The organism is Geobacter sp. AOG1, from assembly GCF_019972315.1.
In the GTDB taxonomy this organism is placed as follows: Bacteria; Desulfobacterota; Desulfuromonadia; order Geobacterales; family Geobacteraceae; genus Geomobilimonas.
Map to the genome: position 1 here is coordinate 198319 of NZ_BLIZ01000001.1, position 17987 is coordinate 216305.

Annotated in this window: 16 protein-coding genes; 9 read left to right on the forward strand and 7 right to left on the reverse strand. The window is 57.9% G+C overall.

Annotated elements, in window-relative coordinates; all coding sequences use genetic code 11:
* Positions 1-167 precede the first annotated feature (167 nt).
* From adeC to LDN04_RS00870, 5 genes are all read right to left on the reverse strand, one after another.
* Entirely contained in the window at positions 168-1526 is a 1359-nt protein-coding gene (gene adeC / locus LDN04_RS00850; protein WP_238482237.1) for an AdeC/AdeK/OprM family multidrug efflux complex outer membrane factor, read from the reverse strand.
* A 112-nt stretch (positions 1527-1638) separates the two neighbouring features.
* Positions 1639-4806, reverse strand: coding sequence for an efflux RND transporter permease subunit (locus tag LDN04_RS00855; protein WP_223905401.1), 3168 nt, complete (start codon positions 4804-4806; stop codon positions 1639-1641).
* An 83-nt stretch (positions 4807-4889) separates the two neighbouring features.
* Positions 4890-6083 carry an efflux RND transporter periplasmic adaptor subunit gene (locus LDN04_RS00860; RefSeq protein ID WP_223905403.1) on the reverse strand — a complete coding sequence of 398 codons (1194 nt, stop codon included), beginning with the start codon at positions 6081-6083 and terminating at the stop codon, positions 4890-4892.
* 246 nt (positions 6084-6329) lie between these two features.
* On the reverse strand, positions 6330-6905 hold the full coding sequence (locus LDN04_RS00865; protein WP_223905405.1) for a TetR/AcrR family transcriptional regulator: 576 nt from the start codon (positions 6903-6905) through the stop codon (positions 6330-6332).
* A gap of 241 nt (positions 6906-7146) precedes the next feature.
* On the reverse strand, positions 7147-7410 hold the full coding sequence (locus LDN04_RS00870) for a DUF3553 domain-containing protein (RefSeq protein ID WP_223905407.1): 264 nt from the start codon (positions 7408-7410) through the stop codon (positions 7147-7149).
* A gap of 421 nt (positions 7411-7831) precedes the next feature.
* Here LDN04_RS00870 and LDN04_RS00875 point away from each other — a divergent pair, with 421 nt between their 5' ends.
* Positions 7832-8032 carry a cold-shock protein gene (locus tag LDN04_RS00875; protein WP_223905408.1) on the forward strand — a complete coding sequence of 67 codons (201 nt, stop codon included), beginning with the start codon at positions 7832-7834 and terminating at the stop codon, positions 8030-8032.
* Positions 8033-8119: 87 nt separating this feature from the next.
* A complete protein-coding gene (locus LDN04_RS00880; RefSeq protein ID WP_223905410.1) occupies positions 8120-8272 on the forward strand; it encodes a hypothetical protein in 153 nt (50 codons plus the stop codon).
* A 15-nt stretch (positions 8273-8287) separates the two neighbouring features.
* Here the strand turns inward: LDN04_RS00880 and LDN04_RS00885 are convergent, their stop codons facing one another.
* Complete coding sequence (locus LDN04_RS00885) at positions 8288-9178, reverse strand: LysR family transcriptional regulator (RefSeq protein ID WP_223905412.1); 891 nt, start codon at positions 9176-9178, stop codon at positions 8288-8290.
* Positions 9179-9298: 120 nt separating this feature from the next.
* Between LDN04_RS00885 and LDN04_RS00890 the strand changes: the two genes are divergently transcribed.
* Both LDN04_RS00890 and LDN04_RS00895 read left to right on the forward strand, forming a co-directional pair.
* Complete coding sequence (locus tag LDN04_RS00890) at positions 9299-10564, forward strand: MFS transporter (protein WP_223905414.1); 1266 nt, start codon at positions 9299-9301, stop codon at positions 10562-10564.
* 33 nt (positions 10565-10597) lie between these two features.
* Entirely contained in the window at positions 10598-11752 is a 1155-nt protein-coding gene (locus LDN04_RS00895) for an MFS transporter (RefSeq protein ID WP_223905416.1), read from the forward strand.
* A gap of 200 nt (positions 11753-11952) precedes the next feature.
* On the opposite strand, the gene LDN04_RS00900 is transcribed toward LDN04_RS00895, so the two are convergent.
* Positions 11953-12153 carry a GSU3473 family protein gene (locus tag LDN04_RS00900; protein ID WP_223905418.1) on the reverse strand — a complete coding sequence of 67 codons (201 nt, stop codon included), beginning with the start codon at positions 12151-12153 and terminating at the stop codon, positions 11953-11955.
* Between the two features lie 279 nt (positions 12154-12432).
* Between LDN04_RS00900 and LDN04_RS00905 the strand changes: the two genes are divergently transcribed.
* From LDN04_RS00905 to LDN04_RS00925, 5 genes are all read left to right on the forward strand, one after another.
* Positions 12433-13017 carry a TetR/AcrR family transcriptional regulator gene (locus tag LDN04_RS00905; protein ID WP_223905420.1) on the forward strand — a complete coding sequence of 195 codons (585 nt, stop codon included), beginning with the start codon at positions 12433-12435 and terminating at the stop codon, positions 13015-13017.
* A gap of 171 nt (positions 13018-13188) precedes the next feature.
* Positions 13189-14193 (forward strand): YhdH/YhfP family quinone oxidoreductase, encoded by a 1005-nt coding sequence (locus LDN04_RS00910; RefSeq protein ID WP_223905422.1) that lies wholly within the window; start codon positions 13189-13191, stop codon positions 14191-14193.
* Positions 14194-14224: 31 nt separating this feature from the next.
* Complete coding sequence (locus LDN04_RS00915; protein WP_223905424.1) at positions 14225-14791, forward strand: flavin reductase family protein; 567 nt, start codon at positions 14225-14227, stop codon at positions 14789-14791.
* Positions 14792-14858: 67 nt separating this feature from the next.
* Entirely contained in the window at positions 14859-15662 is an 804-nt protein-coding gene (locus tag LDN04_RS00920) for an epoxyqueuosine reductase (protein ID WP_223905425.1), read from the forward strand.
* Between the two features lie 91 nt (positions 15663-15753).
* Positions 15754-17742: a sigma 54-interacting transcriptional regulator gene (locus LDN04_RS00925; RefSeq protein ID WP_223905427.1), complete on the forward strand. Its 1989-nt coding sequence runs from the start codon at positions 15754-15756 to the stop codon at positions 17740-17742.
* The last annotated feature ends 245 nt before the right edge of the window (positions 17743-17987 follow it).

A 17987-nucleotide genomic window follows, 5' to 3' on the forward strand; every position in this document is an offset into this window, starting at 1 on the left:
ATTTTATTGCTACCTTTTTCTATACAAAACAGGGGACAGGCCTCGATACTCGCGTTGCCTGTCCCCTGTTCCTCACCGCTTCATGTTTTATTGTTGATTATGCCTTACACGTCAGTTTTCACAGCATTCATTAGTAGCATCGTCCCAAATGACGCATGGTGTAATGGTCACTCGTTGGCTCCACCCCCCAGCACTTTGTAGAGAGTCGTCAGATTTAGAAGTCGAACAAGACGGGCGTTGATAAGGTTCTGCTGGGCGCCATAGAGGGAGCGTTGGGAGTCGAGGACATTCAGGTAGCTGTCGACCCCCTTTTCGTAGCGAGCCAAGGAAAGCTTGTAACTCTCGGAGGTGGCGTCGGTAAGGGACTGCTGCGCCACCAGCTGGTCGTCTATGGTGCCACGCTGGGCAAGGGAGTCGGCCACTTCCCGGAAGGCGGTCTGGATCGCCTTTTCGTACTGGGCCACGGCAATGTCCCGGTCCACTTCCGACACCTTCAGATTGGCCCGGTTGCTGCCGCCATCGAAGATGGGGAGAGAAATCTGGGGGGCGAATTTCCAGACAAAGGAACCTGATGTGAAGAGTCCCCCCAGATCGTCACTGCCGAAGCCTACGGAAGAAACGAGCGTGATGCGCGGGAAGAACGCCGCCCGCGCCGCACCGATGTTGGCGTTGGCCCCCTTGAGAAGATTTTCGGCCTGGAGGATGTCGGGACGACTGAGCAGAACGTCGGACGGCAGCCCGGGAGACAGATCCTTCAACGCGGTAAGCGTTTCGGAGAGGGACGGGGGAAGGAGGTCAGCCGGAACCGGTGACCCGACCACAAGATTCAGGGCATTCTCATCCTGGGCCACCAGGGTGGTGAAACGGGCGATGTCCACCCGCGCCGTATCCACGCTGGTCTGGGCCTGGTTGAGATCGAGGGCGGAGGAGACGCCAGCCTCGAAGCGGCTTTTGGTGAGCTGGTAGGAGGACTGCTGGCTCGTCAGGGTCTCCTTGGCAAGCTGCAGCCGTTCCCGGTCCGCGGCCAGGGCGAGCCAGGTGCCGGCGACCTGGGAAACCAGGCTGATCTGGACACTGCGCCGCGCCTGTTCGGTGGCCAGGTACTGCTCCAGCGCCTGGTCCTTGAGGCTGCGCACCCGGCCGAACAGGTCGAGCTCATAGGAGCTGACGCCGAGGCCGACAGTGTACTGATGGATGTTCACCGGCACCCCCGTCCCCGAGAAGTCTTCGGACAGGCGCTGGAAGGTACCGGCTGCATTGGCATCAACGTGCGGCACGAGATCGGCACGCTGGATCTGGTACTGGGCCCGAGACCGTTCGATATTGAGGGCGGCAACGCGCAGGTCGCGGTTGTTCTCCAACGCCAGGGCGATCAGCTTCCGCAATTGCCCGTCGACAAAGAACTCCTGCCAAGGGATATCGGCCGCCGGCTTCTCGGTGGACTTGGCAGCCTCGGCCTTGTACGCCGGGCCGCTTGGCCAACTGGTCGGTACCGGTGCATCGGGACGGGTATAGCTAGGGGCCATGGTGCAGCCGGAAAGAGCAAGCAGGGCACAACCAACAATTACACAACGGAGCACGACGCGCGGTTTTTCTTTGTACCCCTGCGTCTCGGCGCTAATAATTTGCCTTTTCATATCACTGTTCCTCCACAACATTGGCAACAACAGGTTCCCCGGCATGCGGCTTGTATTTTTTTCGGCCGAACAGTCGCGACACCAACACAAAAAAGAACGGAATAAAGATCAGGTCGATGAAGGTGGCCGAGAGGAGCCCGCCGGTGACGGCGGTGCCGATGGCGTTCTGGGCCGCGGCACCGGCCCCCTTGGTAAGGGCCAGCGGCAGGGTGCCGAAGAAGAAGGCCAGTGAGGTCATGATGACCGGACGAAGCCGGATCTTCACCGCCGCCAGGGTGGCATCAACCAGTTCGTGGCCCTGATGCATCTGCTCCTTGATGAACTGGATGATCAGGATCGCATTCTTGGTGGAAAGTCCCACGGTGGTGAGCAGACCGATCTGGAGGTAGACATCGTTGGGGAACATCCGGAGCTTGACCGCGGTCACCGCCCCCACCAGTCCCAACGGCAGCATCAGCAGATTGACGAAGGGGATGGTCCAGCTCTCGTACAGTGCCGCCACGGAGAGGAACACCACCAGGAGCGAGATGGCGTAAAGTGCCGGTGCCTGGGCTCCGGCATTCTTTTCTTCGTAGGAGAGGCCGGTCCATTCGTACCCGATCCCTGGCGGCAGCTGGGCCACCATCTTTTCCACCTCGTCCATGGATTCGCCGGTACTGATACCCGGCGCAGCCTGACCCAGGATCTCCACGGCCGGAATACCGTTGTAGCGTTCCAGGCGGGGCGAACCGTACTGCCAGCGGGCGGTGGCAAACGCGGAAAACGGCACCATCTGGCCATCCTTGTTGCTCACGTACCAGCTGTTTATATCCTCCGGCAGCATCCGGGAATTTGGTTCTGACTGGAGATAGACCTTCTTGACCCGGCCGTTCTGGATGAAATCGTTGACATAGGTGCTCCCCCAGGCAGTGGAGAGGACGTTGTTGATGTCCGCCTGAGATACCCCCAGTGCGCCGGCCCGTACGTCATCGATGTCAAGCTTGAACTGGGGGGAATCGTCCTGGCCGTTGGGGCGCACCGCGATCAGTTTCTTATTTTTCATGGCCATACCCAGGAGCTGGTTACGCGCCTCCATCAGTTTTTCATGCCCCAGTCCACCACGATCCTGCAACTGGAGATCGAAGCCGTTCGCCACCCCCAGTTCAAGCACTGCCGGCGGTGAAAAGGCGAAGGCGAGACCGTCGCGTATCTGGGAAAAGGCCTTCATGGCCCGGCCGGCAATGGCGGCTGCCTTCAGGTCCGGGGTCTTGCGCAGGTCCCAGTTCTTGAGCTTGACAAAGGCAAGCCCCATGTTCTGGCCCCGACCGGCAAAGCTGAATCCGGCCACGGTAATGACCCCTTCCACAGTTTTGGATTCATCCTTAAGGAAATGTTGTTCCAGCTGCCGTATGACCTGGATCGTTCGCTCCTGGGTGGCACCGGCCGGCAACTGGACTTGGCAGATAATGAACCCCTGATCCTCATCCGGCAGGAACGACGTGGGAAGATGCAGGAAGAAAAAAGCCATGAGGGCCACGATGGTGCCGTAGACCACCAGGTAGCGCACCGGCTTGCCGAAGGAGCGGCCGACGATCCCCTCATACTTTGTCCTGCAGAAGTCAAATACTTTGTTGAACCAGCGGAAGAAAGGGCAAAACCAACCTTTTTCACACGCCTCATGCCCTTTCTCCACCGGCTTGAGGAGGGTGGCACAGAGGGCCGGAGTCAGGATCATGGCCACCATGACCGAAAGGATCATGGCGGAGATGATGGTAATGGAAAACTGACGGTAGATAACACCGGTGGAACCGGGAAAGAAAGCCATGGGGAGGAAGACCGCCGTCAGGACCGTTGCGATGCCCCAGAGGGCGCTGGTGATCTGTCCCATGGACTTGATAGTGGCATCATGGGGCGAGAGCCCCTCCTCGGTCATGATCCTTTCCACGTTCTCGACCACGACGATGGCATCGTCCACCAACAGGCCGATGACGATGACCAGGGCAAACATGGTCAGGGTGTTGATGGAGAACCCGCAGGCCGCCAGCACCCCCATGGTGCCCAAAAGAACCACCGGAACCGCGATGGTGGGGATCAGGGTGGCCCGAATGTTCTGCAGGAAGAGGAACATGATGATGAAGACCAGGAAGACCGCCTCGACCAGGGTATGTACCACTTCTTCAATGGAAATCTTGACGAAGGGGGTGGTATCGTAGGGGTAGACCACCTTCATGCCAGGAGGGAAGTATTTCGAAAGCTCCTCCATCTTGGCCTTGACCCGGTTGCCGGTTTCCAAGGCGTTGGCACCGGAGGCCAGGCGGATTGCCATCCCCCCCATCGGTTTTCCGTTGTAGTACGATTGTATCTCGTAGTTCTCGGTGCCGATTTTGCTTTCGGCCACATCCCTGAGTTTGACTGTCGAGCCGTCAGGGTTAGTGCGCAGGACGATGGCATCGAACTGCTCTGTGTTCTGGAGCAGGGATCGGGCGTTGATGGTGGCATTGAGTTGCTGCCCCTGAGTGGCGGGGACGGCACCAAACTGTCCTGCCGATACCTGGACGTTCTGGGCCTGCAACGCCGTGATAACATCGTTGGTGGTCATGTGGTAGTTATTCAGCTTGGCGGGGTTTAGCCAGATTCGCATGGCGTTCTGGGTGCCGAACAACAGCAGTTCGCCGACCCCGTCCAGGCGGCTGACGATGTCCTGGAGGTTGGAGACCATGTAGTCGGTGAGGGCGTTGCGGTCCATAGAGCCGTCTTCCGACTCAAGGCCGATGATCAGCAGGAAGTTCCTGGTGGACTTGACCACCTGAATCCCCTGGCGCTGCACGATCTGGGGGAGGAGCGGCACGGCCAGCTGCAGCTTGTTCTGCACCTGCACCTGGGCGATGTTCGGATCGGTGCCGGCCTTGAAGGTCAGCGTAATGCTCACTGCCCCGGCCGAATCGCTGGTGGAGGACATGTAGATCAGGTTGTCAATCCCGTTCAGCTTCTGCTCGATGACCTGGGTGACCGTATCCTGTACGGTCTGGGCCGACGCGCCCGGATAGGTGGCGTTGATGGCGATCTGCGGCGGCGCAATGGCAGGATACTGGGAAACCGGCAGCTTCTTGATCGCCAGCAGGCCGGCCAGCATGACCATGATGGCAATGACCCAGGCAAAGATGGGACGATTTATGAAAAAGCGAGGCATGAAGAAAACTCCTTATAAAGTCGTGCGATGAGTTCGTATAGGTCGTGTACGTCCTATAGGTCCCATAGGTCGTATACGACCCATTATTTTTTCGCTGCCGGAGCAGCCGCTGCCGGAGCACCCTCCACCGGTTTGTTGCCGAACGGCACGGCCTTGACCTGGGTTCCGGGACGCGCCTTCTGGAACCCTTCAAGGATGACACGGTCACCCGTCTTCAGCCCTTCGCTCACCAGCCATTTGTCACCCACGGTGCGGAACACCTTGATCGTCCGCGGTTCCACCTTATCTTCGGCCCCCACCACCATCACCACGGCATCGCCGGCCGGATTGCGGGTAACCCCCCGCTGCGGTACCATGATCGCCTGCTCGTTCACCCCTTCCTCCAGAATTGCACGGACAAACATTCCCGGCAACAGGGTCTGTTTCGGGTTGGGGAAGATCGCCCGCAGGGTTATGGAACCGGTACTCTGGTCCACGGTAACTTCCGAGAACTTCAGGGTCCCTGGTACCGGATAGGCACTGCCGTCCTCCAGCACCAACTTGACCCTTGCCTGTGCTGTCCCGCCATTTTTCAGCAGGCCACTGGCCAGGTTCTGCTTCAGCTTTAAGAGATCGGCGTTGGACTGGGAGACATCCACATACATGGAACTGAGCTGTTGGATGGTGGCTAGCGCTGCAGACTGGTTAGCAGTTACCAGGGCACCGTTGGTCACGGTAGAACGGCCGATACGGCCGGATATGGGAGCGGTAACCTTGGTATAAGCCAGATTGATCCGGGCGGTTTCTACCGCAGCCTTGCTGGCCGCCACGTCGGCCTCGGCCTGCTTGAGTGCCGCGCTGGCATCGTCATAATCCTGCTGGCTCACGGCTTTCATCTTCACGAGATCCCGGAAGCGCTCCTCTTTGAGCCGGGCCGGAATAAGATTGGCCTCGGCCCGGGACAGAGCCGCACTGGCACTGGCATAGGCCGCCTGGTAGGTTGCCGGGTCGATCTGATAGAGCACCTGACCAGCCTTGACGTCGCTCCCCTCGGTGAAAACCCGCTTCTGGATGATCCCGCTGACCTGCGGCCGAACCTCGGCAATCAGGTAAGGCGAAGTGCGGCCGGGAAGTTCAGTGGTCAGGACCACCCGTTCGGGTTTGATCACCACTATTCCGACTTCGGGAGGACCACTTGGTGGAGGGGTGGAGTTTTTCTTGCCGCATCCGGTCACCATCACGCCGGTTACCAGAATTCCTGCAACGGCAATCAGCTTTGCTCTGCTCGTGGTTTGCATAAACACCTCAATGGTCTGAAGAAATTGCCAGCGCGATGCGGCTGGAGATACCAGGCTGAATCCAGCCGGCTAGTTGTCTTTTTTCGTGAACGCGATAATGGCGATAAGTGCCCAGGTCGCCGCCGTAACGGCAATAAAAATGTTCATCTCTGTTGTCCTACTCCGGGGTTTGACGCTATGCCATTGCCTGCATTCATAACCAGAATGAACGTTCTCTTTAACTGCAGACAAGACTGTTGCCGCCCCTTACCGTTTTACCCCATCCCAGCACGCCTCGGTGATCTGTTCGATCAGGGTGTCGGTCAGGTCGAAGAAGCCAAGAGTATGATCCCTGACAGCTGAGATCAGGGGGCCGAACGCCAGGGAAAAGAGTATGAGCATGGGAAGATCCTTCATAACCTGCTGGGCCAACCCATCTTCGAAGAGCACCTGAAACACGTCCTTGTTGTCCGATTCACCGAGAATCTTGTTTCTGCGGCAGGCAACGCCATAGGGCGAATTATGGAACTGCTCCACATACCGGAAATGGAGGGGGGAGCCGATGAAATACCGGAACAGTTCACGGTTCAGATGGAGAAAACGCTCCCGGATAGGCCGCTCCGCCGAGTATCCCGTCAGGATGCGCCCTTTGATTTTCCCTTCTATTTCCCGGAACAACTCATTGATGAGCACATCCTTGTTCTCGAAATAGCGGTAGATCGTTCCTGCCCCAACCCCTGCGCGCTCGGCGATCAAGGCCATGGGAGCGCCGTGAAACCCGTGCTCGGCGATAAGTGCCAGGGCAGCACGAAGTATTTCGTCTCGTTTTTCACATTTCACCATAAAGGTCTCCGGAATGAACGTTCATTCCAATTTATAGCCGTACTCTTGCCATGTCAAGATTTTTTTACCGGTGCAGGATATTGGGGAAGCTTTTCTATCATCAGCAGGAGAGAGAACAAGCGCGAAGGCCCCACTTCCTTCCGGAAGAGGGGCCTTGTGTCGTGGGAATATGACATGTCACGTCATACTATATGCTATATGCGCGGATTTTTCCATCGGCCGTTAGCCGTACTTCCGGTCATTAACCTTCGGCGGGAGCAACCGTTTTCTTTTTGGCCTTTCTGGGTGCCGGGCGGGCTTTCACCACAGCCACCACTTCCGGAGGAGGCAAATAGGAGGCAGCTTCAGCCGGTTGCAAGGTGTCAAAATGAGAGGCCGCTATTTTCCGGCTAACGCCATCACTGAACTGGATTGTCGCCCGGTTGTCATTCACCTCCAACACCTTGCCAGAGCCCCATTGCAGCGCACCCGCGTGACTTACAAACTTGCCTGTCTTGATTATCATTGGTTCCGTCCTCATCTATCTGAAGGAGTGGTAGGTCCTGCCTCGAAATCAATATACAGTATCAGCTTTCATTCACATCTATTTTCTTACTTCACCAGTAAGTTTCACATTCAATACATAATGAACTAATGTATGGTTTATAGCAAGCTATATATACTTTTACGCTAGTGCCCCATACGATTCTACCGTTTTTCCCTATCTTAATACGCGAGCTGATGTTGCTCATAGTGTGAGGGATCTCACGTATCGGCTCCTGGCAAGTTCAGTGGGTAAACCGCTGGTCAGGACATCTGCTGCCATTTAATTTAAGGTGCCGCCCAATTAAATAGATTGACATTGCTCGTTGAAAGCTGGTAGGGTGACTTACGTTCGGAATTAGTGCCGGACAAAACTAAGAAGAAGTATCAGGAGAAAGAACACAATGGTAAACGGAACAGTGAAATGGTTTAACGACGCGAAGGGTTTTGGTTTTCTTGAGCAGGAAAGCGGTGAAGATGTATTTTGTCATTTCTCCGCCATCGCAGGCGACGGATTCAAATCCCTTGCCGAAGGCGATCGTGTAACGTTCGAAGTAACCAAGGGTCCGAAAGGGCTGCAAGCCGCGAACGTGACACGGATCTAAATAGAACTCGAGTCGGAACCAGAAAAGCCCCGGAGAAATCCGGGGCTTTTTTTTACCGTATTCCAGAATTTCAAGCGAGGTAACCCTATGGCAAAACCGAATTTCCAGTTTCAGAAACGACAAAAAGAGTTGGAGCGGAAAAAGAAGACCGAGGAAAAACTGCAGCGCAAGCGGGAAAAGAGCCTTGGACAGCCCGAAGAAAACCCGGAGCAACCCGTTGAAGGGGAAGAGACCGAGTGAGGCGGGGGACGCGACTTACCGTATAGTGTCGTACCCTTTGGTCCGTTCCAGCAGAAAGTCTACGAACGCACGGTTGGCACGGGACAGATAGGCGTGCTTTTTCCATGCAATCACCAGGTCTATGTGAAGGGGAGGATCGAATGATATGGCCGACAGGTCGTCATCGCCAACGACGACCATCCTGAGCAATGTCGATATCCCCATCCCCCCCTGCACCAGAGATTTCACCAGGGAAAACATGTTTGTCTCGAAGACGACATGGGGAGGCTGTCCCGCTCCCTTCAGCACCTCGCCGATAAGCTCCCTCAGGTAGTACCCTTCCTTGAAGAACACCAACGACTCCCCGGCGAATTCCTCCAGAGTTACCGATCTCCGCTGCGCAAAACGATGCCCACGCGGGACGCATACCACCACCTCTTCCCGCCTAAAATGGCGTGTTTCCAGGTCATCGGGGATCTCCTTGCCGGTGATGACCCCCATGTCGATCTCTCCCCGGCTGATCATCTGCTGAATCCGCCAGGCCCCTTCTCCGTTCACCGACAGATTCAGTTGCGGATACCGTTTCTTGAACTCGCAGATGATGTCCGGGAAAAAGTAGGTGCTCATCATGGGGGGAATGCCGACCCTCACCTCCCCCTTGATCAGGCCGCGAATCTCGGCCATTTCCAGTTCGGCAGCCTTCAAACCGGCGAGGATTCCCTCGGCATGGCGCAGGAACACCTCCCCTTCGGCGGTAAGGGAAATCTTACGGTCCCGTCGGTTGAAAAGCGTCAGTTCCAACTCTTCCTCCAGCCCCCTGATCGCCATGCTGACGGCCGGCTGGGCGACATGGAGCTGCTCTGCCGCTTTGGTGAAACTTCCTTGACGGAAAATCTCCACAAAGGCTCGCACCTGCCTGACATCCATGAATGCCCCTCCCATTGATAAATATATCTTATGTAAACTATAAATAACATATATTTTATTTATTTATACCGGGGTGGTAGTGTTGAATTAATGAAAAAATCTGCGCGACTCATAAATCCCATGAATGACATTCCCCCTACCCACTCCACAAGGGAACTCGGTCGCATCAGAAGCGGTACCGACGTCTATCGCCGTGTCAACCTGGCCCTTTTCGTCGCCGGCTTCGTTACCTTCATCACGCTCTACGATGTGCAGCCGCTCCTTCCGGTGTTTTCCCGCGAGTACGGTGTGGCGCCGGCACTCGGAAGCCTCCCCCTCTCGATCTCCACCTGCACCCTCGCCATCGCCATGCTGTTCGCCGGCACCTTGTCGGAAACCTGGGGGCGCAAACAGATCATGACCGGAGCGCTCTTCGTCACCTCCCTCCTGGCCCTGCTGAGCGCATACAGCCACACCTTTGCCTCGCTCCTGTTCGTCCGCCTGTTGCAGGGGTTCGCCCTGGCAGGGCTCCCGGCCGTGGCAATGGCCTACCTGGGTGAGGAGATGGACGCCGCCTCCCTCGGTCCGGCGATGGGACTCTACATCAGTGGCAACGCGGTGGGGGGGATGACGGGGCGAATCTTCACGGCAACCATGACCGATCTCGTGTCGTGGCGGGCAGCGCTTGGCACCATCGGTATCCTCTGCCTCGTTTCAAGCTGGATCTTCATGAAAAGCCTTCCCCCGTCCCACCTGCACCGCCGCCCCTTTGAGGCACGGTACCTGGTGACATCGCTCGGGTACCACCTGAAAGAACCGAAACTCCGCTGTCTCTTCGGTATTGCCTTCATTGTCGTGGGAAGCTTCGTCACCCTCTACAATTACCTCACGTTCCGGCTTCTGGCGTCCCCCTATCTCCTCAGCCAGAGCCATGTGAGCCTGATTTTTCTCGTATACCTGCTCGGCTCCATGAGCGCCACGGGGATAGGGCACTTCGTAAACCGTTTCGGCCGGCTGGCCATGATCCGGTTTTCCCTCTGTGCCATGGCAGCGGGCGCCGCGCTCACCCTGGCCACCCCTCTGCCGCTGATAGTTGCCGGCGTCGGTCTTTTCACCTGCGGCTTTTTCGGTGCCCACGCCATCGCATCGAGCTCGGTCAGCAGGATGGCGACCACCGCCCGGGCCCAGGCAACGGCGCTCTATCTTTTCTTCTACTACCTCGGTTCCAGCGTCGCAGGAACTGCCGGCGGGCTTTTCTGGAAAGCCTGGGGGTGGAGCGGGGTCGTCGGCCTGATCTGCCTGTTGCTGACCGCCGGTTTCTTTGTTACCATTCGCCTGTCCTCCATCATACATGCCGGCTACCCTCCCCCCAACGGGATGACACCTGTGGAAGCAGTCCACCCTTGACCAGAAAACCAGACCGGAAGACGACGGGTATACATGCGCTTTTTTCCCACTATTGACCTTCGCCTCGGGGCGCTCCTGATAGGTGTCATCCTCTCCACCGTGGATTCCAGTGCCCTCAACCTGGCGCTCCCATCCCTCGCCGCCCATTTCCACACGGATGCCGCCGCCGTCCAGGGGGCCGCGTCTTTTTACCTGATCGGTTCCGCCCTCGCCTTCCTCCCCCTGTCGGGACTGGCGGGGAAGATCGGTACGGTGAAAGTCTACCGGACCTCGCTCCTCACCTTCAGTGTCATTTCCCTCCTTCTGGCTATTTCCCCCAATCTTCCCACCCTGCTCGCCTTGCGGTTCTGCCAGGGGATTGCCGGGGCAGGAGTGGTCGGGCTCGTGCCGGGACTGGCTGCCGCCACGTTCCAGGAGAGGAAAGGGTGGGCTCTCGGCATGGTTGCCGGCGCTGTTGCCGCTGGCACCCTCATGGGACCGCCGTTGGGGGGATTCCTCGTGGACCTTTTCGGCTGGCGCAGCATCTTTTTCATCAATCTCCCCTTCGGCATGATGGCGCTCATCCTCTCGGGGAAGCTCGGCGAACTTCGCGGCGTGGGACTCCGGGAGAGCATCCGTCGTGCGGTTGCCGCCCCCCGTTTTCTCCTGGCACTTCTGGCGACGGTGTTCTTTTTCGCCCAGTCGTTCGGCACCAATCTCCTCTGGCCGTTTTATCTAGAGGCGCAAGGGATGACACCGAGCCAGGTCGGCATTCTCCTCCTGATACCGCCGGCAATGCTCCTCATCCTCGGGCCATGGGCGGGGAAACTCGCCGACAAGCGTGGATTCGACCGGGTCAGTTGGGTGGGGAGTCTGGTTCTTGCCGTTGCCACCCTCTCACAGGGGATAACCGGCAGAGTGGCCCCCGGATTGCTGGGAATCGGGTTCGGCAGGGCGCTCTTCCAGGCCGCCAACAACGCGGCGGTTTTATCCCAGGCACCGGCAGAAACCGAGGCAGTCGCCTCCGGCTTTCTCTCCATCGCCCGGGTCAGCGGCCAGGCACTGGGAAGTATTCTCGCCGGCGTACTGTGGGGAAGGCTCGAACACCAGGGACTGAGCCACGCCTTCCTGGTTTCCAATCTGGTGCTGGGAAGCCTGGCGCTCGTCTCCGGCTTCCTCATTGCTGGAAGGGGCATAGAAACCAGGTGAGGCATGCTCAGCGATGGGTACGCCTACCTTCCCGTAGCGGCATTGCAAAGAAACCCGCCGCAGATGGGGGCTCAGATGGGGTAACGGGTACGCCACCAGCCGGATACGGTATCCACTGGCCGTTTTACCATCCATTGGGCAATAAAAAAGGGGGCCTGGCTCTTTAGCCTGCCCCCCCCTTTCACTGCAACCGCTTCCCTTCACATGAACAAAACGTTTCCCCTCCGTTCCGGTCCGCGATACCTCCCTCCCGTGCCACGAACCGGATCTACTCCGATGCGGACCCATTCATCATCGTCACGGCGAAAGGCGAGCAACTTCTCCGACTGAATCAATTCTTGCAACTCATCTGCCCTGACAACACCTGACTTCAGATCTTTGTACTTCACAAGAATCCTCATCTCCCCACCTCCGGCCTAATATTTTAGGTCGCACCCCAGATGTAAAGTATAACAGGTTTTTATTGGCAAACATTAACACTATGTAAATTTTGGCATGGCGCCGGTATTTTTGGAAGCACTGCTCTGCTGGAGCAAAAGAGCGGGGAGGCCGCACCAATTGCCACCGGAAATGGCGAGATGCAGCGGATCTGGACCTGCCTGTGCACCACGGCCATCCTAACTTCGGAACAAGGCAGAAACCGCTTGACAAGACTAGACGACCGGTCTAATTTTAAAGCCATGAAAAAGAAAGATACCAAAGCTGAAATCATCGCCATCGGTACCGACATGATCTCCCTCCACGGGTACAATGCAACCGGCATAGACGCGGTGCTGAAGGGTGCGGGAGTGCCAAAGGGGTCGTTCTATCACTACTTCGGCAGCAAGGAAGAGTTCGGCCTGGCGGTGATCGACCACTTCGCCGAGCGCTATGACCAGCGCCTCGACACTTTCCTGAACGATGAGGGGGTTCCCCCTCTCAACCGGATCAGAAACTATCTGGAGAGCGGCATGGCACGACTCACCCAGAACCAGTGCACCAAGGGGTGCCTCATCGGCAACCTCGGTCAGGAGCTTGCTGACCAGAACGAACGGTTCCGGGCCCGGCTCGACGATATCTTCCTTTCGTGGAAGGAGAGATTCGCCGCCTGTCTGCGGGAGGCTCAACGGGCCGGAGAACTGGCATCGGAGCTCGATACGGGCGTCATTGCCGGCTTCATTCTCTCCGGATGGGAAGGGGCGGTTCTCCGGGCCAAGGTTATGAAGTCACCCCAACCGCTGCGGGATTTCATCGAGACGATCTTCGCCACCGCGCTGAAGAAATGAAATTTGCAGATGGTCCACCGTGAAAAAATACCTTTGAACCGGGGAAGAGACCCCAAGCTTCTTGATAAAATCCGAATCCGTGGTTCATATCTAAGCTTTATGGCAGGCGGTATCAGCATGTTTCGCACGTGATTGCCGTTTATAGGTTCACTTGATCCCAGGAGGAACGACATGGAAAAGGCAACGTTCAAGGCACTGGTAGTGGAAAAAACGGCCGACAAGCAGTTCGTGCGGGAAATCCGGGAACGGCGCATAGACGACCTGCCGCCAGGGGAGCTGGTGATGCGGGTCCACTACTCCTCCCTCAACTACAAGGACGCCCTTTCAGCCACGGGACACCCCGGGGTGACGCGGCAGTTCCCCCACACCCCCGGCATCGACGCGGCGGGAGAGGTGATATCGTGCGAGAGCGGGGCTTTTGCGCCGGGGGACAAGGTGCTCGTCACCGGCTACGATCTGGGGATGGAGACTGACGGCGGCTTCGGCCAGCAGATCCGTATCCCGTCAACCTGGGGAGTGCGGCTCCCGGAAGGGCTGACACTGCGGGAGAGTATGGCACTAGGGACCGCAGGCTTCACTGCAGCCCTGTCGGTGCTGAAGCTGGAGCGGGCCGGGGTAAAACCGGGTGACGGCGATATCCTCGTCACCGGCGCCACCGGCGGGGTCGGCAGCATTGCGGTCTCGATCCTTGCCCAGGCGGGATACCGGGTGGTGGCAGCCACCGGAAAGAGCGCCGACGAGGAGTATCTCAAGGATCTGGGCGCCGCTCAGGTGATCGGTCGGAATGATGTGGCGGCCGGCGCAGAGAAGGCGCTGCTCCCCGAGCGCTGGGCGGGCGCCATTGACGTGGTGGGGGGCACGACCCTGGCGGCGGTCCTCAAAGGCACGCGATACGGCGGTACCGTCACCTGCTGCGGACTGGTCGCCTCACCGGAGTTGCCGGTGAACGTCTACCCATTCATTCTGCGGGGGGTAAGCCTGATCGGAATCGACTCGGTCCAGTGCCCCCGGGAGACCCGCGAAGAGGTCTGGCGACGGCTCGCCACCGGATGGAAACCCACCCGGCTCGACGAAATGGTAACCGAGTGCGCCCTGCAGGGACTCGAGGTCATGATCCAGGCGATCCTCCACGGCGGCATCACGGGGCGCGTAGTGGTTAACCTGTTGGAGAGTTGAACCATTTACACCAATCACAGAGGAGAACAACATGAAAAAATCCCTGGGGGCCAACACCCTCCTCTTTCCCACACCTGTCCTGCTGGTGGGCACCTACGATCACGAAGGGAAACCGAACCTGATGAACGCCGCCTGGGGTGGCATCTGCTCTTCCCAGCCCCCCAGCGTCGCCGTTTCCCTGCGCAAGGAACGGCATTCCTATGCCGCCATCATGGAGCGCAAGGCATTTACCATCGGCATCCCGTCGGAGGCACAGATGAAGGAGGCCGATTACGTCGGAATCGTCTCGGGACGCACCGCCGACAAGTTTGCCGCCACCGGACTCACACCCGTGAGAAGCGATCTGGTGGACGCCCCCTATGCGGCGGAGGTTCCTGTCGTCCTGGAGTGCCGACTGCTCCATACCCTGGAAATAGGGATCCACACCCAGTTCGTCGGTGAAATCGTGGACGTAAAAGCGGACATGAGCGTACTTGGGGAGGACGGCCTCCCCGATATACTGAAAATCAAGCCCCTCGTCTTCGACACCGCCCACCGGGGCTACCACGGAATCGGTCCGCTCCTGGGGCAGGCATTCTCGGTGGGTAAAAAAGTGTAAGGTGGATATTGAGCACATTCCCCGCCGTCGGGATGAACGCTCCGGCAACGTGGGGAAGGAGGGAACCATGGAGATACGGATACGGGACGAGATTCGGCGTTTCGTGGCAGAAAGCCCGGGAAACCGTTTTCCCGACGGCAGCGGCCCTTACTTCGACGAGCCCCTCGTCGGCTTCGCGGCGGCCGAGGACCCGCTTTTCGGCGACTACAAGAGGATTATAGGCGCGTTCCACCTGACGCCGACCGAGCTCCTGGAAGGGGCGGCGACGGTGATCGTCTGGGTGCTGCCGATCACGGCGGCGACGCGGATGACCAACCGTATGGAAAGTGACTGGCCCTCCCGCAAGTGGTCCCTCACCCGAAGCCACGGCGAGACCCTGAACGGCCAGCTGCGGCGGCACCTGGTGGCACACCTGGAAGGGCTCGGACACCGGGCAGTGGCACCCCAGTACTCTCCCGCCTGGCAGGAATTCGCCGACACCCCGGTCGGTATCGCCTCCACCTGGTCAGAGCGCCACGCCGCCTATGCCGCTGGCCTTGGCACCTTCAGCCTTTCTGACGGCCTCATCACAGAGCGGGGGATAGCCCACCGGCTGGGAAGCGTCGTCACGAGCCTTCCCCTGCCACCCACCCCCCGCACCGCCCCCGACCATCTGCACAACTGCCTCTACCACCGCGAAGGGAGCTGCGGAGTCTGCATCGGCCGCTGTCCTGTCGGTGCCATCACCTTTGCCGGCCACGACAAACTCCGCTGCCGTGAGTTCGTCTACGGCGCTGCTCCGCGGGAAGTGGGAGAGCGTTACGGCGTGCAGCAGACCGGGTGCGGCCTTTGCCAGACAAGGGTTCCGTGCGAGGCAGTCGTGCCTCCGTGAAGGACGTTGCTTTTACAGGTGTAATTCCCCGCAGGTTGTTATAATCTGTCGGGAGCTGACTCATGAAAAAACAACGTACCCGAGGCGGTATATGAAATTGACGTCCAAAGACCCTGTCTTCTCGCGGGACTTTTTCAGGGATGAGTTCATCAAGCTGGCACTGTTGTCCCGGGATTTTCCGTACGGGCTCGCTATCTTTGACCGGGAATTGCGTCATATCCTTGTCAATGAGCATATGGCGACAATCAGCGCAACGCCGGTTGAACGGTATACGGGGAGAACGATTCGTGAAGTTGACCCTGGCGTAGCGGTGGCGATGGAGCCCGTACTGCGTCATGCGATAGAAAAGGGAGAGCAGTTGGTGGATGTCGAGGTCGAGGTTCCCGGTCCCCTGGGGGCCGACACGGCTGAAACCGGCTACTGGCTTGTCAGCTGCTACCCGCTCAAGACCGACGCCGGAAATGTGAAAGGGGCCGCGGCTGTCGTTCGGGATATCAGCGGGCAAAAATCAAAGGATACTGCCCAGGAAGAGCTCCTGAAGTTTGAAGCGATTCTCTCCGATCTCTCGGCCGCCTTCATCAACATACCCATCAGCGAAGTCGACCGTAAAATCGAGCAGGGGCTGCAAAAGATCGTTGATTTCCTGGGGTTCGACCGGTGCAGCATCTGGCAATTTTCAACCGACGACGGTCGCCTGCACTGTACCCATTCCTATGCTCTTCCCGGCATCAAGCAGCCAGCACCCATTGTGGACGACGTGGTGCCGGTTTGGACGAGCATGACCCTGCGGGGAGAGATATTCAGGGTATCCGACGTCGATGAGCTGACGGATGAGTTCTGGCGCGAAAAACAATACTGCAAGGATATGGGTGGCATCAAATCGTTCCTGTTCATCCCCTTGAACGTGGGGGGAACTGTTGTCGGTCTCCTCTCCTTTGCGTCCTGCCATGCGAAAAAATTATGGCCTGATCTACTCATCCAACGACTGCGGCTTTTCTGGGATATTATCGGCAATGCCCTGGAGCGTAAACGGGCCGACCAGATGATTCAAAAGGCCCTCGCCGAAATACGGCTGTTAAAAGACCGCCTGGAGGCCGAAAATCTCTATCTGCGCGACCAGATCGACGTTGAATACAAGCACGAGGAAATTGTCGGGCAATCGGATGCCATCCGCAAAGTTCTTCTGAAGGCGGAGCAGGTAGCCCATACGGATTCCACCGTCCTCATCCTGGGGGAGACCGGGACCGGCAAGGAGCTGGTGGCGCGCGCCATTCACAACATGAGCGGGCGAAGAGGACGCGCCATGATCAAGCTGAATTGTGCGGCCCTGCCGGCGACGCTTATCGAAGCCGAGCTGTTCGGGCGCGAGAAAGGCGCCTACACAGGAGCATCGACAACACAGATAGGCCGTTTCGAAGCCGCCAACGGCTCAACGATTTTTCTCGACGAGATCGGTGAACTCCCTCTGGAATTGCAGTCCAAACTGCTCAGGGTCCTCCAGGAAGGCCAGTTCGAACGACTGGGGAGCACAAAGCCCATTGAGGTGGACGTCCGGGTCATAGCCGCAACCAATCGCGATCTGGCTCAGGCGGTCAGACAAGGCAATTTCCGGGAGGACCTCTACTACCGGTTGAATGTCTTTCCCATTGGCGTACCACCACTGCGTGAGCGCAGCGAAGATGTCCCCGCACTGGTTTGGGCAATGGTCAAAGAGTTCGGCAAGGTTTTCGGAAAGACGATCGAGCGTATACCGAAGAAAAACATGGATGCCCTGCGGAGTTACCACTGGCCCGGTAACGTCAGGGAGCTTCGGAATATGATAGAACGGGCCATGATTCTGAACAACGGTACGACTCTGGTCGTAGAACTGCCGGACACGCCATCCACGATAAGTTCGCAGGCAACGTCACTGGAAGAGATGGAACGGATGCATATCCTGGCTGTCATGGTAAGGTGCGGATGGCGCGTCCGTGGTAAACATGGCGCCGCGGAAATCCTGAGGCTCAAACCCACGACCCTCGATTCGAAAATGAAGAAGCTGGGAATCAGGCGCAACCCCCTCACATCCGAAATATCGTAGCGCATCCGAAATATCGTAGCACCCTCACCCCACCAATTTCCGCCCAAACCACAACCGGTTACAGACAACTCCGCCAGCAAAATCATATCGACTCACGTCCACGCCTCCGAAATACCGTAGGACAAATTCCTCTCACCAACGCCATAGAATCTTATTATAATTATGTATCTAATTATTATAACTAGTTACATAACATTTAAAATGCTTTGCACATAGGCATGGATAATGCAAAACAGTGTTTTTGT